Source organism: Rathayibacter sp. AY2B5, assembly GCF_002931645.1.
Classification (GTDB): Bacteria; Actinomycetota; Actinomycetes; order Actinomycetales; family Microbacteriaceae; genus Rathayibacter.
Window position 1 is genome coordinate 56,073 of sequence record NZ_PSUE01000020.1, and the last position, 17,120, is coordinate 73,192.

Below are 17,120 nucleotides of genomic sequence, written 5' to 3' on the forward strand. Positions count from 1 at the left end.
CGCCGTCGCGAGCGGAGGGAAGCCGTGTCCTCGACCGCCCCCGTGCCCGGAGCCGACGCCGACACCTCGACGAGGCTCCGCGACTTCCACCAGATCCTCCTCAACACCGCCGTCGCGAACGTGACGACGAGCTTCCTCTGGTTCGCGCTCACGTTCTGGGTGTACCTCGAGACGCGCTCCGTCCTGGCGACCGGGATCATCGGCGGCGCCTACATGCTGCTCGTCGCGGTCTTCGCGATGGCCTTCGGCACGATCGTGGACCGGCACCGCAAGTTCCGCGTCATGGTGTTCGCCGGCGCGGTCACGCTGGTGTCCTTCGGCGTCGCAGGCGGTCTCTTCCTCGCGCTGCCCGAGGCGGCGCTCCTGGACTTCCGCGCCCCGTGGTTCTGGGTGTTCTCGGGCACGATCCTCTTCGGCGCCGTCATCGAGAACATGCGCAACATCGCCCTGTCCACGACGGTGACCCTGCTGGTCCCGGTGGAGGGGCACGCCCGCGCGAACGGCCTCGTCGGGACGGTCCAGGGCCTCGCCTTCGTGGTGACGAGCGTCTTCAGCGGGCTCGCCATCGGCCTGCTCGGCATGGGGTGGACGCTGGTGATCGCGATCGGTCTCTCCGCCGCCGCGCTCCTGCACCTCCTCTTCCTGCGCATCCCGGAGGACCGGCCCGCGCCGACGGGGGAGAGGGCGCCGCTGATCGATCTCCGCGGCAGCATCACCGCGGTGCGGGCGGCGACCGGGCTGTTCGCGCTCATCGTCTTCTCGACGTTCAACAACCTGATCGGCGGCGTCTACATGGCGCTGATGGACCCGTACGGCCTCGAGCTGTTCCCGGTCGAGCTGTGGGGCGTGGTGCTCGGAGTGACGGCGACCGGTTTCGTCATCGGCGGTCTGCTCGTCGCGAGGTTCGGTCTCGGGAGGAACCCGATCCGGACGATGCTGCTGCTCGTGATGGCGATGGGCCTGATCGGCGCGGTCTTCACCCTCCGCGACTGGTGGTGGCTCTACGCCGGCGGCATCTGGATCTACATGACCCTGATCCCGGCGGTCGAGGCCGCCGAGCAGACGGTGATCCAGAAGGTCGTCCCCTTCGAGACCCAGGGGCGCGTCTTCGGCTTCGCGGCGGCGTTCGAGTCGGCCGCCGCTCCGATCACGTCGTTCCTCATCGCCCCGATCGCCGAGTTCGCGCTCATCCCGTACATGGAGTCGCCGGCCGGGCGCTCGGCGTTCGGCGGGCTGCTCGGCGACGGCATCGGCCGGGGGATCGCGCTGGTGTTCCTGGTCGGCGGAGTCGTCATGATCATCGCGGCCGGCGCGGCGATGCTCACCCGCTCCTACCGCGTCATGTCGGCGCAGTACCTGCGGGAGGCCGCGGCGAGCGGGGAGGCGGAGCCCGTCCGCACGGAGGCGCCGGAGACGCACCGGACCGCGCCGAGCACCGTCGAGCAGAACCGCTAGCGCCCGCAGACGCCGCCCGTCATGCGCCTCCGGGGGGTCCGGCGGACCGGACGGCGCGGACACGAGGGGGACGTGCCGGACGCCCCCTCCCCAGGGTGCGGCGTCCGGCACGTCGGCTGCGACCACCCGGTCGAGGGGCCCTCCTCGACTCCCGAGCGCTCCGCTGCCCCGCGCCTCCGGAGGGAGACATCGGGGCATGCGGCGCCGGCGGGGGGGAGGGCTCTGGTTCCCCGCCCCGCCGGCGCCGGCCGCCCGCGAGGGGCGGCGAGGATGCTCGTTCGGGCGTGCCTCGAGTGACGGCTACATGCCGTCACTGAGCATGGACTGCACCAGCTTCACGTGGCGCTCGAGGTTCAGCTGGCTGAACTCGCTGTTGTAGTTGAGGCCGTAGTTCAAGATGTGACCCGGGGTGCACTGGATTGTCGCGTCCGGTCCGTCCCAGGTGCGCAGCAGTGCCAGGGCCGAGTCCCAGCTGCTGTTCTCGCAGTTCGTGTTGAAGGTGGTCGACGTGCCCAAGCCCACGGTGTGCGAGATCTCGTGCATGGCGGTGCCCTCCACCATGTAGACGCGCTCCTTGCCGAAGCGGATCTGGCCGTAGATGTTCGCATCGGCCGTCGGGGTTCCGGGGCTGTACGAGACGGTCAGGGAGCGGGAGATGTTGCTGAGGCGGTTGTAGCGCGCCACGGCGCGGTCCATCGCGTCGGTGATGCGGGCGTAGGCGTCGGCCTCGTCCGCGGTCGGGCTCGCGACGCGGTTCAGCGTCCAGGTGATCTTCTGCACGGTCGGATCGGTCAGTGCCCAGCGCTGGGCCTTGGAGCCGGTGCAGGTCCACTGCTGAATGGGGGAGCCGTCGATCTGGCGAAAGTCCTTGTTGTCGAGGCAGAGGTCGCTGTGCCGATTGGCGATCTCGGCGTAGCCTCCGCCGACGGAGGTGATCCGCCACTGCTGGGCGGTGCTGCCGTTGCAGCTCCACTGCCGCACCTCCGAGCCCGGAGTGGTGCCGAAGTCGAAGTTGTCGAGGCAGAGGTTGCTGAAGGTGTTCTTGATCTCGGCGTAGCCGGTGCCGAGGTCGGTGACCTGCCAGCGCTGGTTGCTCCCCTCGGTGCAGCTCCACTGCCGCACCTCGGCTCCGGGCTGAGTGCCGAAGTCGAAGTCGTCGAGACACATGCTGCTGTGCTGGTTGCGGATCTCCTGCGCCGATCCGAGGCCGACCGGGGCGGTGGCTGCAGAGGCGGGCGAGCTGATGCCGAAGGTCGTGATGCCGACGACGGCCGCGATCAGGGCGCCGATCAGGCGCTTGGAGGGGTGGGACTTCGTTGTCCGGGACATGGGTGCCTTTCACAGACATCCGGCGTCCCCGAAGGGACGCGGATGAGGGTCGCAGGAAGGAGCCGTGTCCGAAGGGATCGGAGCACGGCAGAGGATGCGCCGGAGCGACCGGGATGGTGATCCGGTCGTCCCGCCGCGGGACGCGTCAGCGCCGACGCTCCGAGTGGGATGGGAAGCTGATCACGACCTGCATGTTGACGTGGACAACCATCGACCGGTCGCGGAGCCGGTGTCAAGTGCCGGTCTCGAGCGGATCCGGTCCGAGCCCCGCCGGGCGAGGGTGATCCGTCCACGCGGATCCCCGTGCTCGCAGGGAGAGAGCGCTCACACCCGCCGTCGCTGCGGCATCGCCCGGGAATCCGCCATTGTTACCGTTAACAAAAGTCGGTACGGTGTCACCTGAAGTGGGCAAGCGCGTCCTCGCGCCTCGCGTCCCACTCCGACCGGTTCGAAGGCGAACCTGAGAGGAACGTCGATGATGACGACAGCACCACCCTCCCGCCGCACCCTCCCGCCGCAGGCCCACGCCCGGCCCCGATGACTGTCGGCCCGGCCGACACCTTCCACGCGGTGACCGCGGTCGGCGCCCGCAGCGCGCGACGTCTCGTCCTCGCACCCACGTCGACCTCCGCCTCCCGATCACGGGTCGCCAGGCCCGCGTCCCGGGCCGCCTTCCGGCGATTCCCTCCCCGCCAGACGGACGCCGGACTCACCACTCCGCCGGCCGATCGCGCGGGCTCCGTCCTCCCCCTCCGACCCCTCACCTGAAGGACCCCCCATGTCACGAACCCCCCGGCAGGAGCGCACCCGGCGCTCACGCCTCCCCCGAGCGGGCGCCGCGCTGACGCTCGCCATCGCCTGCCTCGGCGGCGTACTCGGACCGATCGGCGCCGCCGGCGCCGCAGAGACCGTCCCCGCTCCCGCGCTGCAGTACTCGTTCGACGGCATCGGCGCGACGCTCGCCAATGGAGCCGTCGTCGCCGACTCCGCTCCGGGCAACCACCCCGGCACCCTGATCAACTCCGGCGCGACCAGCGTCGCGGGTCCCTCCGGCGCCTCCACCGACCGCGCTCTCTCGCTCCCGGGCGGATCGAGCACGTCGGCCGCGCCGCACGTCCGGATCGCCCCGGGCCTGATCCCCGCCGGCACGCAGGACGTCACGATGTCCGCCTGGCTGCGCTGGAGCGGTGCTCCGGACTGCACCTGGCCCTTCACGCTCGGCTCCAGCGTCGACTCCCACGTCCTCTCCACCACGAAGTGCGGACCGGCCGGCTTCGGCGCGATCAAGAGCGGCTCCGAGGTGCGGGCCGCAGGCAACACTCCGGTCGCCGCGAACCGCTGGGTGCACATGGCGGTCGTCGTCAAGGGCGGCCAGTCGGTCTCGACCTACTTCGACGGAGCTCTCGTCGGCCAGGGCAGCACGACCTTCACCGCCGCGTCCGCGATCGGCACGTCCACGTTCTCCGGCTTCCTCGGCAAATCGTTCTACGGCGCGGACGCCTACTGGGCCGGTGCCATCGACGACATGCAGGTCTGGACCTCCGCGCTCACCGCCGGCCAGGTGCAGCAGAGCGCCGCATCCGTGCACTCGGTTCTCGCGAACCAGGACGCCGCCGTCTCGCTCGGCGACACCTCGAACGTGACCTCGAACCTCGCCCTCCCCACGACCGGCGCCAACGGCTCCACGATCACCTGGACGTCGAGCGCCCCCGGCGTCGTCAGCACCAGCGGCGTCGTCACCCGGCCCGCCGCGGGCAGCCCGGACGCCACCGTCACGCTGACCCCGACCGCCGTCCACGGCGGCATCACCGTCGTCGGCCGTGCCACCACCGTGTTCGTCCCGGCGTACGCCGCCGGTGACAGCGCCGAGGCCGAGCTCGCCCGGGCCGTCGCCGACGGCATCAGCAACGATCCCGCTCTCGCCGGACCGGTGCGCGGCAGCCTGAACCTGCCCTCGACCGGAGCCGACGTCGCCGCCACCGCCGCGCGCGCGAACAGCTCCAGCGCCGTGGTCAGCTGGACCTCGTCGAACGAGGCCGTCATCACCTCCGCCGACAAGGGCACCGCGCCGAACGTCGTCGCGAAGGGCTCGCTCACGCGCCCGTCCGCCGACACCACCGTCACCCTCACCGCGACGGTCACGGTGCCCGGCACCACGCCCCTCGTGCGGACGCTCACGCGCACCGTTCCGGCCGCGGCTCCCGTGGCCGCGAGCGACCTCGACGCGTACCTGTTCGCGTACTTCACCGGCGACAGCATCGAAGGCGAGAAGATCCGCTTCGCGACCTCCGACGGCAACGACTCGCTCACGTGGAAGACACTGAACGACGCCCAGCCGATCCTCACCTCCACCATGGGCACGAAGGGGCTGCGCGACCCGTTCGTCTTCCGCTCGAAGGAGGGCGACCGCTTCTTCCTGATGGCCACCGACCTCTCCGTCGGCACCACCGGCTTCGGCGGATCGACCAACCGCGGCAGCCGCTACCTCGAGATCTGGGAGTCCACGGACCTCGTCAACTGGGGCCAGCAGCGCCACGTCGAGGTCAACCTGCCCAACGCGGGCATGACCTGGGCACCGGAGGCCACCTACGACCCCACCATCGACGCCTACGTCGTCTACTGGACCTCGGCCCTCTTCACCGACAGCACGCGCAACGTCGAGGACGGCAACGGACCGCAGATCCTCACGTCCACCACCCGCGACTTCCGCGACTTCACCACCCCCGAGGTCTGGTTCAAGGCCGCTGACGTCCCCTCGCTCAACAAGAGCAACGGACTGATCGACGCCACGATGCTCAAGGACGGCGACACCTACTACCGCTTCACGAAGGCGACCCAGACCAGCGGCTGCCCCTCGCCCGACATCATCGGACAGAAGTCGACGAACCTCCGCGCCACCACCGCCTCCGGTGCGTGGAGCCTCATCGACACCTGCATCGGCCGCACCGCCGGAACGCCGGAGGTCGAGGGTCCCGAGATCTTCAAGACCAACGAGGGCGACCGGGCGGGGTACAAGTACTTCCTCTGGACCGACAACTACGGCGGACGCGGCTACATCCCGCTCGGCACGAACTCGCTCGAGGGCGACATCCAGTGGACGATCCCCAGCAGCTTCTCGCTGCCGACGTCGCCCCGCCACGGATCCGTCGTCTCCATCACTGCGAAGGAGCGCGACGGGCTCGCCGCGAAGTGGAACCCGTCGCTCCTGGTGACCTCGATCGACGCCGTGGCGCGGACCGTTCAGGCCGGATCGACCACCGTCGACCTGCCCGCCACGGTGGGCGCGACGTTCAAGGACGGCCACCGTGAGACGGTCGCCGTGACGTGGGCGACCGCCGATCTCAGCTCGCTGAAGAAGGCGGGCGACACCGTGCAGGTGCGCGGACAGCTCGCCAACTCGGCAGCGACGCCGGCCATCGCCACCATCACCGCCACGGCTCCTCCCGGACCGTCGCTGACGGCCTCGGCCGCGAGCCGCTGCGTCGCCGGCAAGGTGACGGTCACCGCGACCGGCACCAACACGAGCGGCTCCACGGTCGAGATGACCGTCGGCTCGCAGTGGGGGAGCAGGACCTTCGCCGGGGTCGCTCCCGGCAAGTCCGTGTCCGCCGCCTTCACCACCCGGGCGACCTCGGTCACCGCGGGCGAGGTGAGCGTCGCCTCGAAGGACGCGAACGGCACCAGGACGGCCACCGCGCCGTACTCGGCGCTCACCTGCCGCTAGGCCGGTGACAGGGGAGGGGCGGCGTCCAGCCGCCCCTCCCCTGACCTCCTCCGTTCCGGGGCCTCCGGCCACCGGAGCAGGGGAGCATGGACCCTGGGTCCGTGCTCCCCGAATCCACCTCTCCCACGGAAGTAGACGAACAATGCGGTTCCGACGCACGACGGCCCTCCTGGTCGCCGCGAGCCTGACAGCGGGAGGGGCTGCGCTCGGCGCGGCACCCGCACAGGCCGCGGTGCCCAGCCCGGTCCTCTCCTACGACTTCTCCTCGTCCGCCGCCGTCGGCTCCGCCGTGGGCGCGGGCACGACCCTGACCGACTCCGCTGCCGGCCGCTCCGCCACCGTGCGCGGGACCGGAGCGACGACCGTCGCCGGTCCGCGCGGCGGCACCGACCGCGCACTCCGCCTCCCCGGCGGCGCCGCAGGCAGCTCCGCCGCCTACGCCGAGATCGCGCCGGGACTGACCACGGCGGCCACCACCGACGTGACCATGTCGGCCTGGCTGCGCTGGGAGGGGAACCAGAACTGCAGCTGGGCGTACGCGCTCGGGCAGTCGACCGAGCGGTACCTCTTCACCACGCCCCAGTGCGGAAGCAGCCTGATCGGTGCCGTGAAGAACGGCTCGGAGCAGCGCGCGGCCGACTCCGGTCCCGCCGCCACCGGCCGCTGGAGCCACGTCGCCGTGGTCCTGCGCAGCGGCGTCAGCGTCTCGACCTACGTCGACGGCCGGCTCGCCCAGACCACCCCGACCTCCGCGACCGGAGCGGCGACTGTCGGCACCTCCGCCTTCTCCGGCCTCCTCGGCAAGTCGTTCTACGGCCCCGACCCTCTCTTCGCCGGGGCGATGGACGACGTGCACGTCTACTCCTCCGCACTGACCCAGGACCAGGTGCGCGAGGACGCGGCTCCGGCCGCTGCCGCGATCGCTGCATCGGACGCCGCCGCGGCGACCATCGCCGTGACCGGACCCGTCACCAGCGACCTCTCCCTCCCGACCCGCGGCGCGGGCGGCTCCGTCCTCACCTGGGCGAGCAGCGACCCCGCGGTGATCGGCACCGACGGCTCCGTGCGCCGCCCGGCACCCGGCTCGGCGAACGCCACCGTGACCCTGACCCCGACCGCGACGTTCGCCGGATCCGCCGCCACCGGCACCGCGCGAACCGTCACCGTCGCCGCCGACACCGAGGCCGACGCCACGGCGCGCCTGCGCACCGCCCTCGTCGTCCCGCCGACCGTCGCCTCCGGAACCGCTCTTCCCACGGTCGCCGGCTACACCGTGTCGTGGAGCGCGGACGGTGCCGGCCTGTCCGGCAGCCGCCTCGTGAACGACTCGGCGACCGACCGGGCACTCGCGCTCACCGCCTCCGTGAAGGTCGGCGCCACCACGCTGACGAAGACCTTCCGCACCACCGTCCTCAGCGCCTCCACGGCGAAGACCGTGGTGTCGTACACCCGGACGCCGACCGGCGAGGACAAGGCGAACCAGGACACGATCGCCCGCGGCCTCCACCTGGCACTCGGCTCGTCCGTCGCCGACGCAGCACCGCTCTCGGGCAACTCGGGAGTCCTCTTCGCCGACGGGGTCTTCCTCGGAACCGACAAGGCCGACAACCGCGGCCTCGCGAACCCCTCGCTGTTCACCTTCGCCGACGGCACCGTCGGCGTGATCGCCACGCGCGTCCTGCAGTCGGGCGCGTCCGACGGCACCGGGGCCTCGAGCGCTCTGATCTTCAAGGCCACGGACGCCACCGCGTCCGACTTCACCGAGCTCGGCCTCATCGACCTCGGCACCACCGGCGGCGTCGTCGCGCCGAAGGCCGTCTTCGACACGGACCAGAACCGCTACCTCGTCTCCTGGACCGATTCCTCCGGGGCGGCGAAGTACACGACCGTCACGGACCTCGCCCGCACCGAGCTCCGCGCGCAGGCGTTCTGGCCGAAGGACGGCGGCCGTCGCAGCGTCGTCGTGACCGACGGGAACCGCGGTGCGGTCCTCGGAGGAAGCCCCGCCACCGTCGCCGCTCCCGACCTCTCCGGAGTCCCGGGCCGCGTCGCCGACGCTCTGCCGGGCGGCGCGCTGACGGTCTCCGGCTCCGTCGCCGACTCGCTCGTGAAGAAGTTCGGCCGCACGGTCAACACCGGATCCTCGGTCGCACCGCAGACGATCGATCAGGGCGACACCTCCGCCCTGTCCGGAGTGAAGGCGCAGCTCTCCTACAACGACGGCTCGACCGGCAGCCTCGGCATCGACTGGAACCAGCAGCAGCTCGCCGACCTCGCCGCGAAGGGCCCGGGAACGTACGACCTCTCCGGGACCGTCCGCCAGCGGCAGTACAACGAGCCGTTCGCCTACAACCGCGCGGATCCGACGATCTACCGCTACGAGCGCAACGGGAAGACGCAGTACCTCTTCACCGCCACGGACGACACGAACAACAACAACGTCGCCTCGCAGCACCTGCCGATCCGGGTCGCCGACAGCATCGACCAGCTCAGCGACGACAACGGCGGACGAGCCCGTGAGGTGGACCTCCTCAACCGCACCACGCGGATGGACCGCACCGCCGAGGGCAAGGTGATCGCGGGCTGCTACTGGGCCCCCGAGATCCACGAGATCGGCGGCAAGCTCTCCATCCTGTTCGCCCCGTGCTTCAACCCGGACAACGACCAGTCGAACCAGAACGGTCAGTGGTTCACGGTGCAGGCGCACATCATGCAGCTGCGCGACGGCGGGGACCCCGCGAACCCCTCCGACTGGAGCGCGCCGCGCGCCGTCGTGAAGAGCGATGGGAGCGCCCTCGGACGCCCCGGCACGGGACGCAACATCAGCCTCGACATGACCTACTTCGAGTCCGGTGGAACTGCGTACTACGCCTGGTCCCAGCGCTACGTCGACAACGGAGTGAGCGACCCGGCGACCTGGATCGCCAAGGTCGATCCCGCGAACCCCACCCGCGTCATCGGCGAGCCGACCCCGATCATCGTGCCCTCGCTGACGTTCGAGGACCACCTGTCCGAGGGAGCGTTCGCGATCCAGCGCGACGGGAGGATCACGCTCGTCTACTCCAGCAGCGGCGTCAGCCCGAAGTACATCGTGGGCGGCGCCTGGGCGAAGGAGGGCAGTGACCTGACCGACATCGCGAGCTGGACCAAGTACGACGCCCCGCTCCTGCAGAGCGTTCCCATGCCCGACGGCGTCCTCGACTACCGCACCTACGAGCAGGGTCCCGGCCACGGAGCCGTCACCCAGGACGAGGACGGCAACGACGTGTACGTCTACCACACCTGGGGCAACGGAGTCGGGGGTGACGGCCGCGACACCCGTCTCGCCCGCATCCACTACGCCGCCGACGGCCGGCCGGTCTTCGATCTGACGCCGACGGAGGAGGTCGCACCCGCGAACCGGACTGTGACCGCGAAGGTCACCGTCACGTCGCCGCTGACCGTGACCGCCACGGCGTCGACCCGCTGCGTCAGCGGGAAGGTCGTCCTGACCACTGTGGTCAAGAACGACAGCCGCTCGATCATGGACATCACGACCGTCACCGCCTTCGGCTCGAAGACCGTGACCGGAGTCGCTCCGGGATCGTCCGCGTCGAGCGCCGTCACCACCCGAGCGGTCTCGATCCCCGCGGGGTCGGTGGCCGCGACAGGAAAGGCCGTCGTCGACGGGAAGACCATCAGCACGCAGACGAGCGTCGACTACTCGGCACGCAGCTGCCGTTGAGAAGGCGGGGGAGCGGGCGCCACGATCGCCCGCTCCTCCGCTGTCCCGCCCCGACCGGCACTGCGCCCGACCTGCAGCGCCGCCACCTCTGGAGGACGACCGACGAGATGCACCACAGAGTGAGAACCAGGACCGTCCCGACCACCGGGCTCGTGCTGACGAAGGTCGTGCAGTCGCACCCCCTCACCGAGGAGAAGGACGACGGAGCGGCCGGGAGCGCAGCTGCCGTCGGAGGACACGACCTCCTGCTGATCAACGGCAACGCCCTCCCTCTCTCCTGAGCCCCCCTGCGCCGTACGGACGGGTCCTCGACCCTGATCGCCCGACGATCCCGCCGCGGCGGCATCACCACCGGCTGCGGACCGGGGCGGCGATCGGGCCGTATCCTGCTGTCCGGACCGATCGCTGATGTGCGAACCTCTCCTGAGCGGACTCCCGGATGCGGGCCGACCGTGACCGGTCCGGCCCGTACCTCTCGTTGCAGCAGGAGACCGCCGTTCCCCAGGAGATACCCGTGATGCGCCTCGATCGATTCCTCGTGTCCCTGGCACGCTCTGCGCGGTGCACGAACCGCTGCGGAGCCTGCGGGCTCGACTGCAGCACCGACGTCTTCATCCTGATCGCGCTCGCGACCGGAGAGAACCGCGACGAGACCCGCCTGCGAGCAGTCCTCGACCTCCGCTCCGGCGACCGTGTCGAGGTCCTCGAGGTGCGCAAGCGGCTCCTCCGGCTCTCCCGCCGGGGCCTGGTGCTCCTGGAGAGAGGCAGGAGGACCGCACTGCAGCGCATCGAGCGCTTCTCGATCACGCGCGACGGCCGGGCCTTCCTGGCGTCCCACGCGAGAGCGCTGGACCTCCTCGCCGAGGAGATCCACGTCGCGCTGCTGTCCCGCTGACGAGCGGAGTGCCTGTGCGGGCGCACGCGGGACGTCTCCTGGTCGGCCGTCGTCGGACCGGTCGTGTCGGTGACGCTCCACGTGGCGCGACTTCGACATGGACGTCGCCTCCGGCTGCGTCCTGAGCGCTCCGGGGCAGCACGAGGCGTCGCCGACCATCCTGGGCGCCGCGTTCGCGACCGTGCTGCCGTGGCGCGACGCGATGGCGGCGCTCCTCGAGGAGGCCGTCCCTGCTGCATCCTCAGCAGTGCGAGGCCGGCCTGGGGCTCGCCTCGACCCAGGAGCCGGGTCCGGGGACAGGCCTGTCCTGATCCTCGACCGCAGAAGGAAGAGTCTCGGTCCCGGTCGAGCTCCTCCGACCGGGATCCGCCTCGCGCCGGAAAGTGCCCTTCGTGCATCACCCCGTGCTGGAGAGCTGGATGATCTCGGAGATCACCGCGGCTCGAGTGTCGTCCGGTATCCGATCGCCTCCGAGGGAGTGGTGTGACCACAGGCCGTCAGCGGCAAGACAGGCGATGAACTGGCGGAGAGCGATCGGATCGGTCGCGGTCTCCTCTGCGGAGGGCGTCCACCTTCGGCGCACCTCCGCTACCGGCGCTCGGAGAGCGGTGTCGCTGCCCGTGGCCTGGAGGAGTCCGATCTGCATGTGCGTCGACGGCGTCAGGGCGACGGTGACGTAGACACTCACGCGCTCCGTCAAGGTGGCCTCGTCCGCCGTCTTCCCCGCGACGTCGATCAGCTGGGCTTCCCAGCCGGCCGCGACGTGCTCCTGGAGAGCATGGGCGAGATCGGCTCGATCGCGGAAGTGGTACATCATTCCGCCGCGTGTCAGCCCAGCCTCTTCGGCAGTCGCTTCGAGCGTGACGCGGACAGATCCTTCCCGCGCCGCGGCGCGTACCGTGGCGTCGAGGATCCGAGTCCGGTTGTTGGGTCGCGTCGCGCGAGGAGACGTCCGAGGAGAGGGCAGGACCTCCTCACCGCTGGGTGGGTTCGATTCCATGTCGTGATCGATTCCGCCGCTCCCTCGGTCCGAGTGAGCGGCTAGGGACGGCGGGTGCTGAGGCGGCCCGGAGGGTGTCGACGCGGCCGCACGAGCGGGTGCGACAGCGTCGGCCGCCAGTTTGCCATCCTCTCCTGCCGACGTCGGAAGGTGAGGCCCGACCCCCTCGGTGTCGAACTGTCCTGACGACGGCGCTGGTGCCTCTTCGTCAACCTGGTCTTCGTCGCCTTCGGCCTCGTCGGCGGGGCTCTCGTGCTCCGCGAGAGCAAGGCGGAAGGAGACAACCGCTACGACGTCTGGGGAACCGTCACGGTGACCCTGGGACTGGGCGCGATCGTCTACGGGTTCACGCGGGCTGAGCACGGATGGGGCGCGATCGACACCGTCGCCTTCCTCGCACTCGGCATCGTCCTGCTGACCGTCTTCGTGCTCATCGAACGCAAGGTCGACCAGCCGTTGCTGCCCCTGCGCGTCATCCTGCGTCGTGTGCGAGGCGGCGCGATCCTGATCCAGGCCGCCAATGGCGCCGTGATGATCGGGGCCATCCTCTATCTCGCGTTCTACTTCCAGATCGTGCTCGGAATGGGACCGCTGATGGCAGGGCTCGCGAACCTCGCCATGACCGTCGCGATCATGGCGTTCTCGCCCGTCACCACGAAGATCCTCAACACGTTCGGCCCCCGACCCCTGATGATCGTCGGGCCGCTCGTCTCGGCAGCAGGGCTCTTCCTGCTCCTCGGCATCACCCCGGACGAAAACTACTTCCTCCAGGTCCTGCCCGCCCTGGTCGTGCTCGGAATCGGACTCTCCATGCTCTTCGTGCCCGTCCAGAACCTCGCCCTTCTCGGGGTCGAGAACGAGGACGCCGGAGTGGCCTCCGCCGTCGTCAACTCCGTCTTCCACATCGGCGGGTCCATCGGTCTCGCGGTGTTCACCGTGTTCTACGCGAGCACCGCGGACTCCGCCATCGCGTCCGGAACGGCCGAGCTCACCGCATTCACCGACGGCTACAAGGCCGTGTTCCTGGCCGCAGCAGTGACCATGGTCGCCGCCTCTCTCACCGGATTCCTCCTCATCCGAGGGAAGAAGGAAGATCTGAACCCCGCCTGGGACGAGGCGGAGGCCGCCCTCGTCCACTGAGACGATGCCGAAGGGGCGGGCCGGTTCGTGCAGCAGCGGCAGACCGGCTCGCCTCTTCCCGTCCGACTCACGACGCCCCGTACGTCGCCGACCGACGACCTCCCCTCGATGGGGAGTCGTTCGTGGATCGCAACGGTCCGGTCGTCCGACGCGGCCGCGTCATCCGGTGGGTCTTCTCCCGCGATGCCGGCTGCACCGCCGAGATCATCGAGGGTCGCGACCCGGTCGCCCGGCACATCACCGCAGACCGGAACGACGACGCCCGGCCGCCCTCAGGTGAGAGGCGGCCGGGCGTCGTCGGTCGGAGGACCCGGTCAGGTCAGCCGCAGCGGAGCGCCGGGTAGGCGGCGCTCACGGGAGCGGAGGCGCTGCCGACGGTGGCGACCCCCTGGACGGTGCCGGCGGCGACCGAGGCGGCCCGCGTGGTCACGGCCAGCGAGGCGGTCCGGCCCGCATCGATCTGCTGCGTCTTCGCGCCCCACAGGGTGTTCCAGCGGAGGTCGGCGGTCGACGCGGCCTTGTTGACAGTGGTCAGCGTGACCACCACCTTGCCCGCGACGCAGCGAGCCGCTGCAGTGGCGGTGACGGGCACAGCCGGCGCCTTCACGGTGATCGTCGCCGTGACGGTGCGGTTGGCCGAGGCCACCTCCTGCTCCTTCGAGAGCGAGAGGTCGAGCCGGCCGCTCGCGCGGATGTTCACGCCCTTGAACCAGGTGTTGCGGTCCGAATCGAACAGGCCGCCCGCGTTCTGCGGGTCGGTCGCCGTGTGCGGGTCCGGGTAGGGGCGGGCGTGGTAGGCGAGGAGCAGGTTGCCCGACTCGTCCTCGACGAACGAGTTGTGCCCGGTGCCGGCCTGCTGGCGCGAGAAGTACTGCGTCTCGTCCGCGCCGAGGCGGCCCAGGTAGGTGTCCTCGGTGTCCAGCACGGGGAACGCGGTCTGCGTCCACGTCGCGGGATTGAGGAGGTCGGCACTCGCGTCGGCCGTGAGCATGCCGAGCGAGTAGTACTTGTCGACCGTTCCGCCCGAGTAGGTGAGGTACATGCGTCCTCCCTTGGACACGATGAACGGCGCCTCGACGACGCCCTGGTCGTTGCCCTCGGTGGTGTCGGACGGGGTCGGCGAGCGCTTGCCCGACTCCCATGGCTGGCTCTCGCCGTAGATGCGGGTGACCGCACCGGTGACCAGCGGGACGGTGCCCTTGGGCCCCATCGTCGCCTTGGCGAGGGAGAGCGTGTTGCCGTTGGGCAGGACCCAGTAGCCCTGGGTGGCGCCGTTCTCCTGGCGGTCGATGTAGCTGACGTCGAAGGCCGCGCCCTCGAGGACGACCGGCTCGCCCCACTTCGTCTGGTCGAGGAATCCGCCCTCGGCGATCGAGGCGTCGGTCCCGGTGTAGGGGATCAGGACGGTGTTGTCGCACCAGCCGCCCACAGGCGCGTAGCCCTTGTTCATGCCGGCGACGATCCACCAGGTGCCGTTGATCTTGTGGAACTCCTGCGCCCAGATGTATCCGCCCCAGCCGTAGAAGGTGTTCGGGTACTGGCTCTGGCGACCGGGCGTGCCGGCGTCGGGGTCGATCACGATCTGCTCGGGAGCGGAGTCGAGACCGGCGATGGTCTTCGAGCGCTTGAGGCCGATCTTGCGGTAGCTGGAGCTCTCCTCGATCGGGCCGAGCGAGTCCTGACCGTAGTGCGAGCCCGTGAGGTAGTAGTAGCCGTCGTCCTCGTTGAAGAAGACGTGCGGATCCGCGCGGGCCTCGTTGACCATCGCCTCGGGGTCCTGCTGGACGGAGCCGGTGACCCGGTAGGTCCCGGGACGCGAGGTGTCGACGGCGGTGGTCAGATCGTCCTGCCAGTCGACGTTGAGCGACTTGGTCGAGCCGTCGTTGTACTCCATCACGGCCTGCCCCGGGAGCGCTGCGGCGATCGCAGCGGATCCGGCGCCGGAGTCGACGGAGCCGCTGAGCGACTTCACACCGGTGTTCTTCAGGTCGACGTACTCGCGGTAGAACGTGCTGAACTCGGTCGAGGTCAGCGCCGTCTCGCCGGCCTGGCCCTGGGTGAACCCGGCGGGGAGACCCGAGCCCTGGACACCGGGGACGCGGGCGTCGGCGCGGGTGGTCGCTCCGGGAGCGGTGCCGGAGGCGAGGTCCGTGAACAGCGTCACGCGGCCCTCGGTGGTGAGCAGATCGGTCCAGAACAGCTTGTAGACGCCGAGGGCGGAGTCGAAGACGATCCGCGGGTCGGTCACGACCGAGCCCGGCGCGACCCGGAGGACGCGCTGGTCGCGGAACGTGCGGCCGTCGGCGGAGCTCCAGAGGTAGACGGAGTCCGTGGCGTTGTTCTGCGACGAGACCGCGCCGAGCGAGCCGTCCTTCGAGCGGAACAGCAGCGGCGAGCCCATCTGGGCGTTCGGGCGCTGCGCCTGATCGCCGTCCTTGAGGACGGAGAGGATCGACTGCGAGCGGTTCAGCGGCTCCCAGGTGGTCGCGCCGGCGGGCAGTGCGGCCGTGAAGAGCGAGTCCGCGCGACGGTCGTCGTTGTACGCCAGCGGGTCGTCCTTCACTCCGTTCGTCGTGGTGACGGTCTTGACGGAGGTGGCGATGCGCCCGCCGGGCACGGCGAGGGTGCTGTCCCACGCGTAGGTCTGCCCGGCGACGGCTGCCTGGAGGCGGACGGCGACGGGAGCGGTGAGGCCCGAGAGGTTCACGGCGCCGGTGGAGGAGACGCGCGCGGCGCCGGCGCCGGAGGCGGTCCACGTCACGGTGTTCCCGAGGACCTGCGCGGGCAGGTCGCCGAGCACGGTCGTGGGGACGTCGAGGGCGGCGCGCAGGTCGGTCGCCACGGGACTGCTCGTCGCGCCCAGCTCGGCCCCGGTCAGGGCACGGTCGTAGACGCGCAGATTGTCGAGGAGTCCGGTGAAGTACTCCCCGCCACCCCAGTTGGCCTTGCCGACCTGAAGGACTCCGCCGGTCGATCCGAGGACCGTCGCGAGGGAGGGGCCGGCCGTCGTGACGGCCACGGGCTTCCCGTCGACGTAGAGACGGGCGGTGCCGGCGCTCAGCACGAGATCGACGTGCTTCCACTCCGTGCTGCTCGGGCCGGTGAGGTTGCCCGAGGAGTCGCGGGCGCCGCTGTTGGCGTACCGCTCGACGGTGATGCCGTTCGTCCTGTCGAGGACGCCGACGTACTTCTCCTGGGCGTAGTCCTGGGTCGCGGCCGAGCGAGCGGCGAAGACCGACCAGCCGACGTTGTCCGCGGCGGCGGGCTTGGAGTCGTACGACAGAGTGACGGAGTCGCGACCCTTCAGCAGCGGCTGCCCGTCGGTCGCGGTGAGGTCGAGCCAGAACGAGGACGACAGCGAGACGGCGCTGCCCTGCCCGGTGCGGCCGGCGACGAGGGTCGGCGTGCCCTTCACGGCGGCACGGGTCGACCTGTCGGTGAAGGCGCCTCCGCTCGGGGCGGTGTCGAAGGTGAAGTCCGCGAGCAGGCTCTGCGCGGGAGTGGTCGCCGCTGTCGCGGCGACGGCGACCGGCACGGCGGCGCCGGCGGCGAGGGCGATCGTCGCGGATGCGGCGAGGGTGGCGGCGAGCAGGCGCGAGGGCCTGCCTCCGCCCGGGGGTCGTGACGTCATCGTCGACGTGTCCTCTCGGGTTCTGCAGCGAACCGGTGGGCGGACGGGGGATCCCGCCTGCGGTGTGGTCTTCGCACGGTACCGGCGATTGTTCACGGTAACAAGGGAGCACGACCGACAGTTGCGAAATTCCCACACCCGTCGGTCGGCCCTTTCATGCAGAAAGCCGTAGCGGGCGGACCGACAGCTCCGCGCCCGCCCCCGCCCCCGCCCCGCCCGGTC

General features: G+C 70.6%; 9 protein-coding genes. 6 read left to right on the forward strand and 3 right to left on the reverse strand.

Annotation, left to right across the window (positions count from 1 at the left end; translation table 11 throughout):
- The first annotated feature begins 24 nt into the window (after window positions 1-24).
- The gene (locus tag C5C30_RS12730; protein ID WP_374953805.1) at window positions 25-1,455 is read left to right on the forward strand and encodes an MFS transporter; all 1,431 of its coding nucleotides are present in this window, start codon (window positions 25-27) and stop codon (window positions 1,453-1,455) included.
- A gap of 300 nt (window positions 1,456-1,755) precedes the next feature.
- On the opposite strand, the gene C5C30_RS12735 is transcribed toward C5C30_RS12730, so the two are convergent.
- On the reverse strand, window positions 1,756-2,784 hold the full coding sequence (locus C5C30_RS12735; protein WP_104226029.1) for an RICIN domain-containing protein: 1,029 nt from the start codon (window positions 2,782-2,784) through the stop codon (window positions 1,756-1,758).
- Window positions 2,785-3,562: 778 nt separating this feature from the next.
- On the opposite strand from C5C30_RS12735, the gene C5C30_RS12740 reads away from it, so the two are divergent.
- From C5C30_RS12740 to C5C30_RS12750, 4 genes are all read left to right on the forward strand, one after another.
- Window positions 3,563-6,508: an immunoglobulin-like domain-containing protein gene (locus tag C5C30_RS12740; RefSeq protein ID WP_104224390.1), complete on the forward strand. Its 2,946-nt coding sequence runs from the start codon at window positions 3,563-3,565 to the stop codon at window positions 6,506-6,508.
- 142 nt (window positions 6,509-6,650) lie between these two features.
- Window positions 6,651-10,232, forward strand: a complete 3,582-nt coding sequence (locus C5C30_RS12745; RefSeq protein WP_104319486.1) for a family 43 glycosylhydrolase — start codon at window positions 6,651-6,653, stop codon at window positions 10,230-10,232.
- 119 nt (window positions 10,233-10,351) lie between these two features.
- Window positions 10,352-10,513: a hypothetical protein gene (locus C5C30_RS17740; protein ID WP_181027229.1), complete on the forward strand. Its 162-nt coding sequence runs from the start codon at window positions 10,352-10,354 to the stop codon at window positions 10,511-10,513.
- A gap of 233 nt (window positions 10,514-10,746) precedes the next feature.
- Window positions 10,747-11,127 carry a hypothetical protein gene (locus C5C30_RS12750; RefSeq protein WP_104333872.1) on the forward strand — a complete coding sequence of 127 codons (381 nt, stop codon included), beginning with the start codon at window positions 10,747-10,749 and terminating at the stop codon, window positions 11,125-11,127.
- Between the two features lie 397 nt (window positions 11,128-11,524).
- On the opposite strand, the gene C5C30_RS18085 is transcribed toward C5C30_RS12750, so the two are convergent.
- Window positions 11,525-12,127: a TetR/AcrR family transcriptional regulator gene (locus tag C5C30_RS18085; protein WP_104333873.1), complete on the reverse strand. Its 603-nt coding sequence runs from the start codon at window positions 12,125-12,127 to the stop codon at window positions 11,525-11,527.
- 252 nt (window positions 12,128-12,379) lie between these two features.
- Between C5C30_RS18085 and C5C30_RS12760 the strand changes: the two genes are divergently transcribed.
- Window positions 12,380-13,267, forward strand: a complete 888-nt coding sequence (locus C5C30_RS12760; protein WP_181131575.1) for an MFS transporter — start codon at window positions 12,380-12,382, stop codon at window positions 13,265-13,267.
- 319 nt (window positions 13,268-13,586) lie between these two features.
- Here the strand turns inward: C5C30_RS12760 and C5C30_RS12770 are convergent, their stop codons facing one another.
- Window positions 13,587-16,898, reverse strand: coding sequence for a family 43 glycosylhydrolase (locus C5C30_RS12770; RefSeq protein WP_104333875.1), 3,312 nt, complete (start codon window positions 16,896-16,898; stop codon window positions 13,587-13,589).
- Between the last annotated feature and the right edge of the window lie 222 nt (window positions 16,899-17,120).

Excerpts from the sequence above, each read along its gene's own strand:
- C5C30_RS12745 (WP_104319486.1), top strand. The coding sequence starts at position 6,651 with ATGCGGTTCCGACGCACGACGGCCCTCCTGGTCGCCGCGAGCCTGACA.
- C5C30_RS18085 (WP_104333873.1), bottom strand. The coding sequence starts at position 12,127 with ATGGAATCGAACCCACCCAGCGGTGAGGAGGTCCTGCCCTCTCCTCGG.
- C5C30_RS12735 (WP_104226029.1), bottom strand. The coding sequence starts at position 2,784 with ATGTCCCGGACAACGAAGTCCCACCCCTCCAAGCGCCTGATCGGCGCC.
- C5C30_RS12740 (WP_104224390.1), top strand. The coding sequence starts at position 3,563 with ATGTCACGAACCCCCCGGCAGGAGCGCACCCGGCGCTCACGCCTCCCC.
- C5C30_RS12770 (WP_104333875.1), bottom strand. The coding sequence starts at position 16,898 with ATGACGTCACGACCCCCGGGCGGAGGCAGGCCCTCGCGCCTGCTCGCC.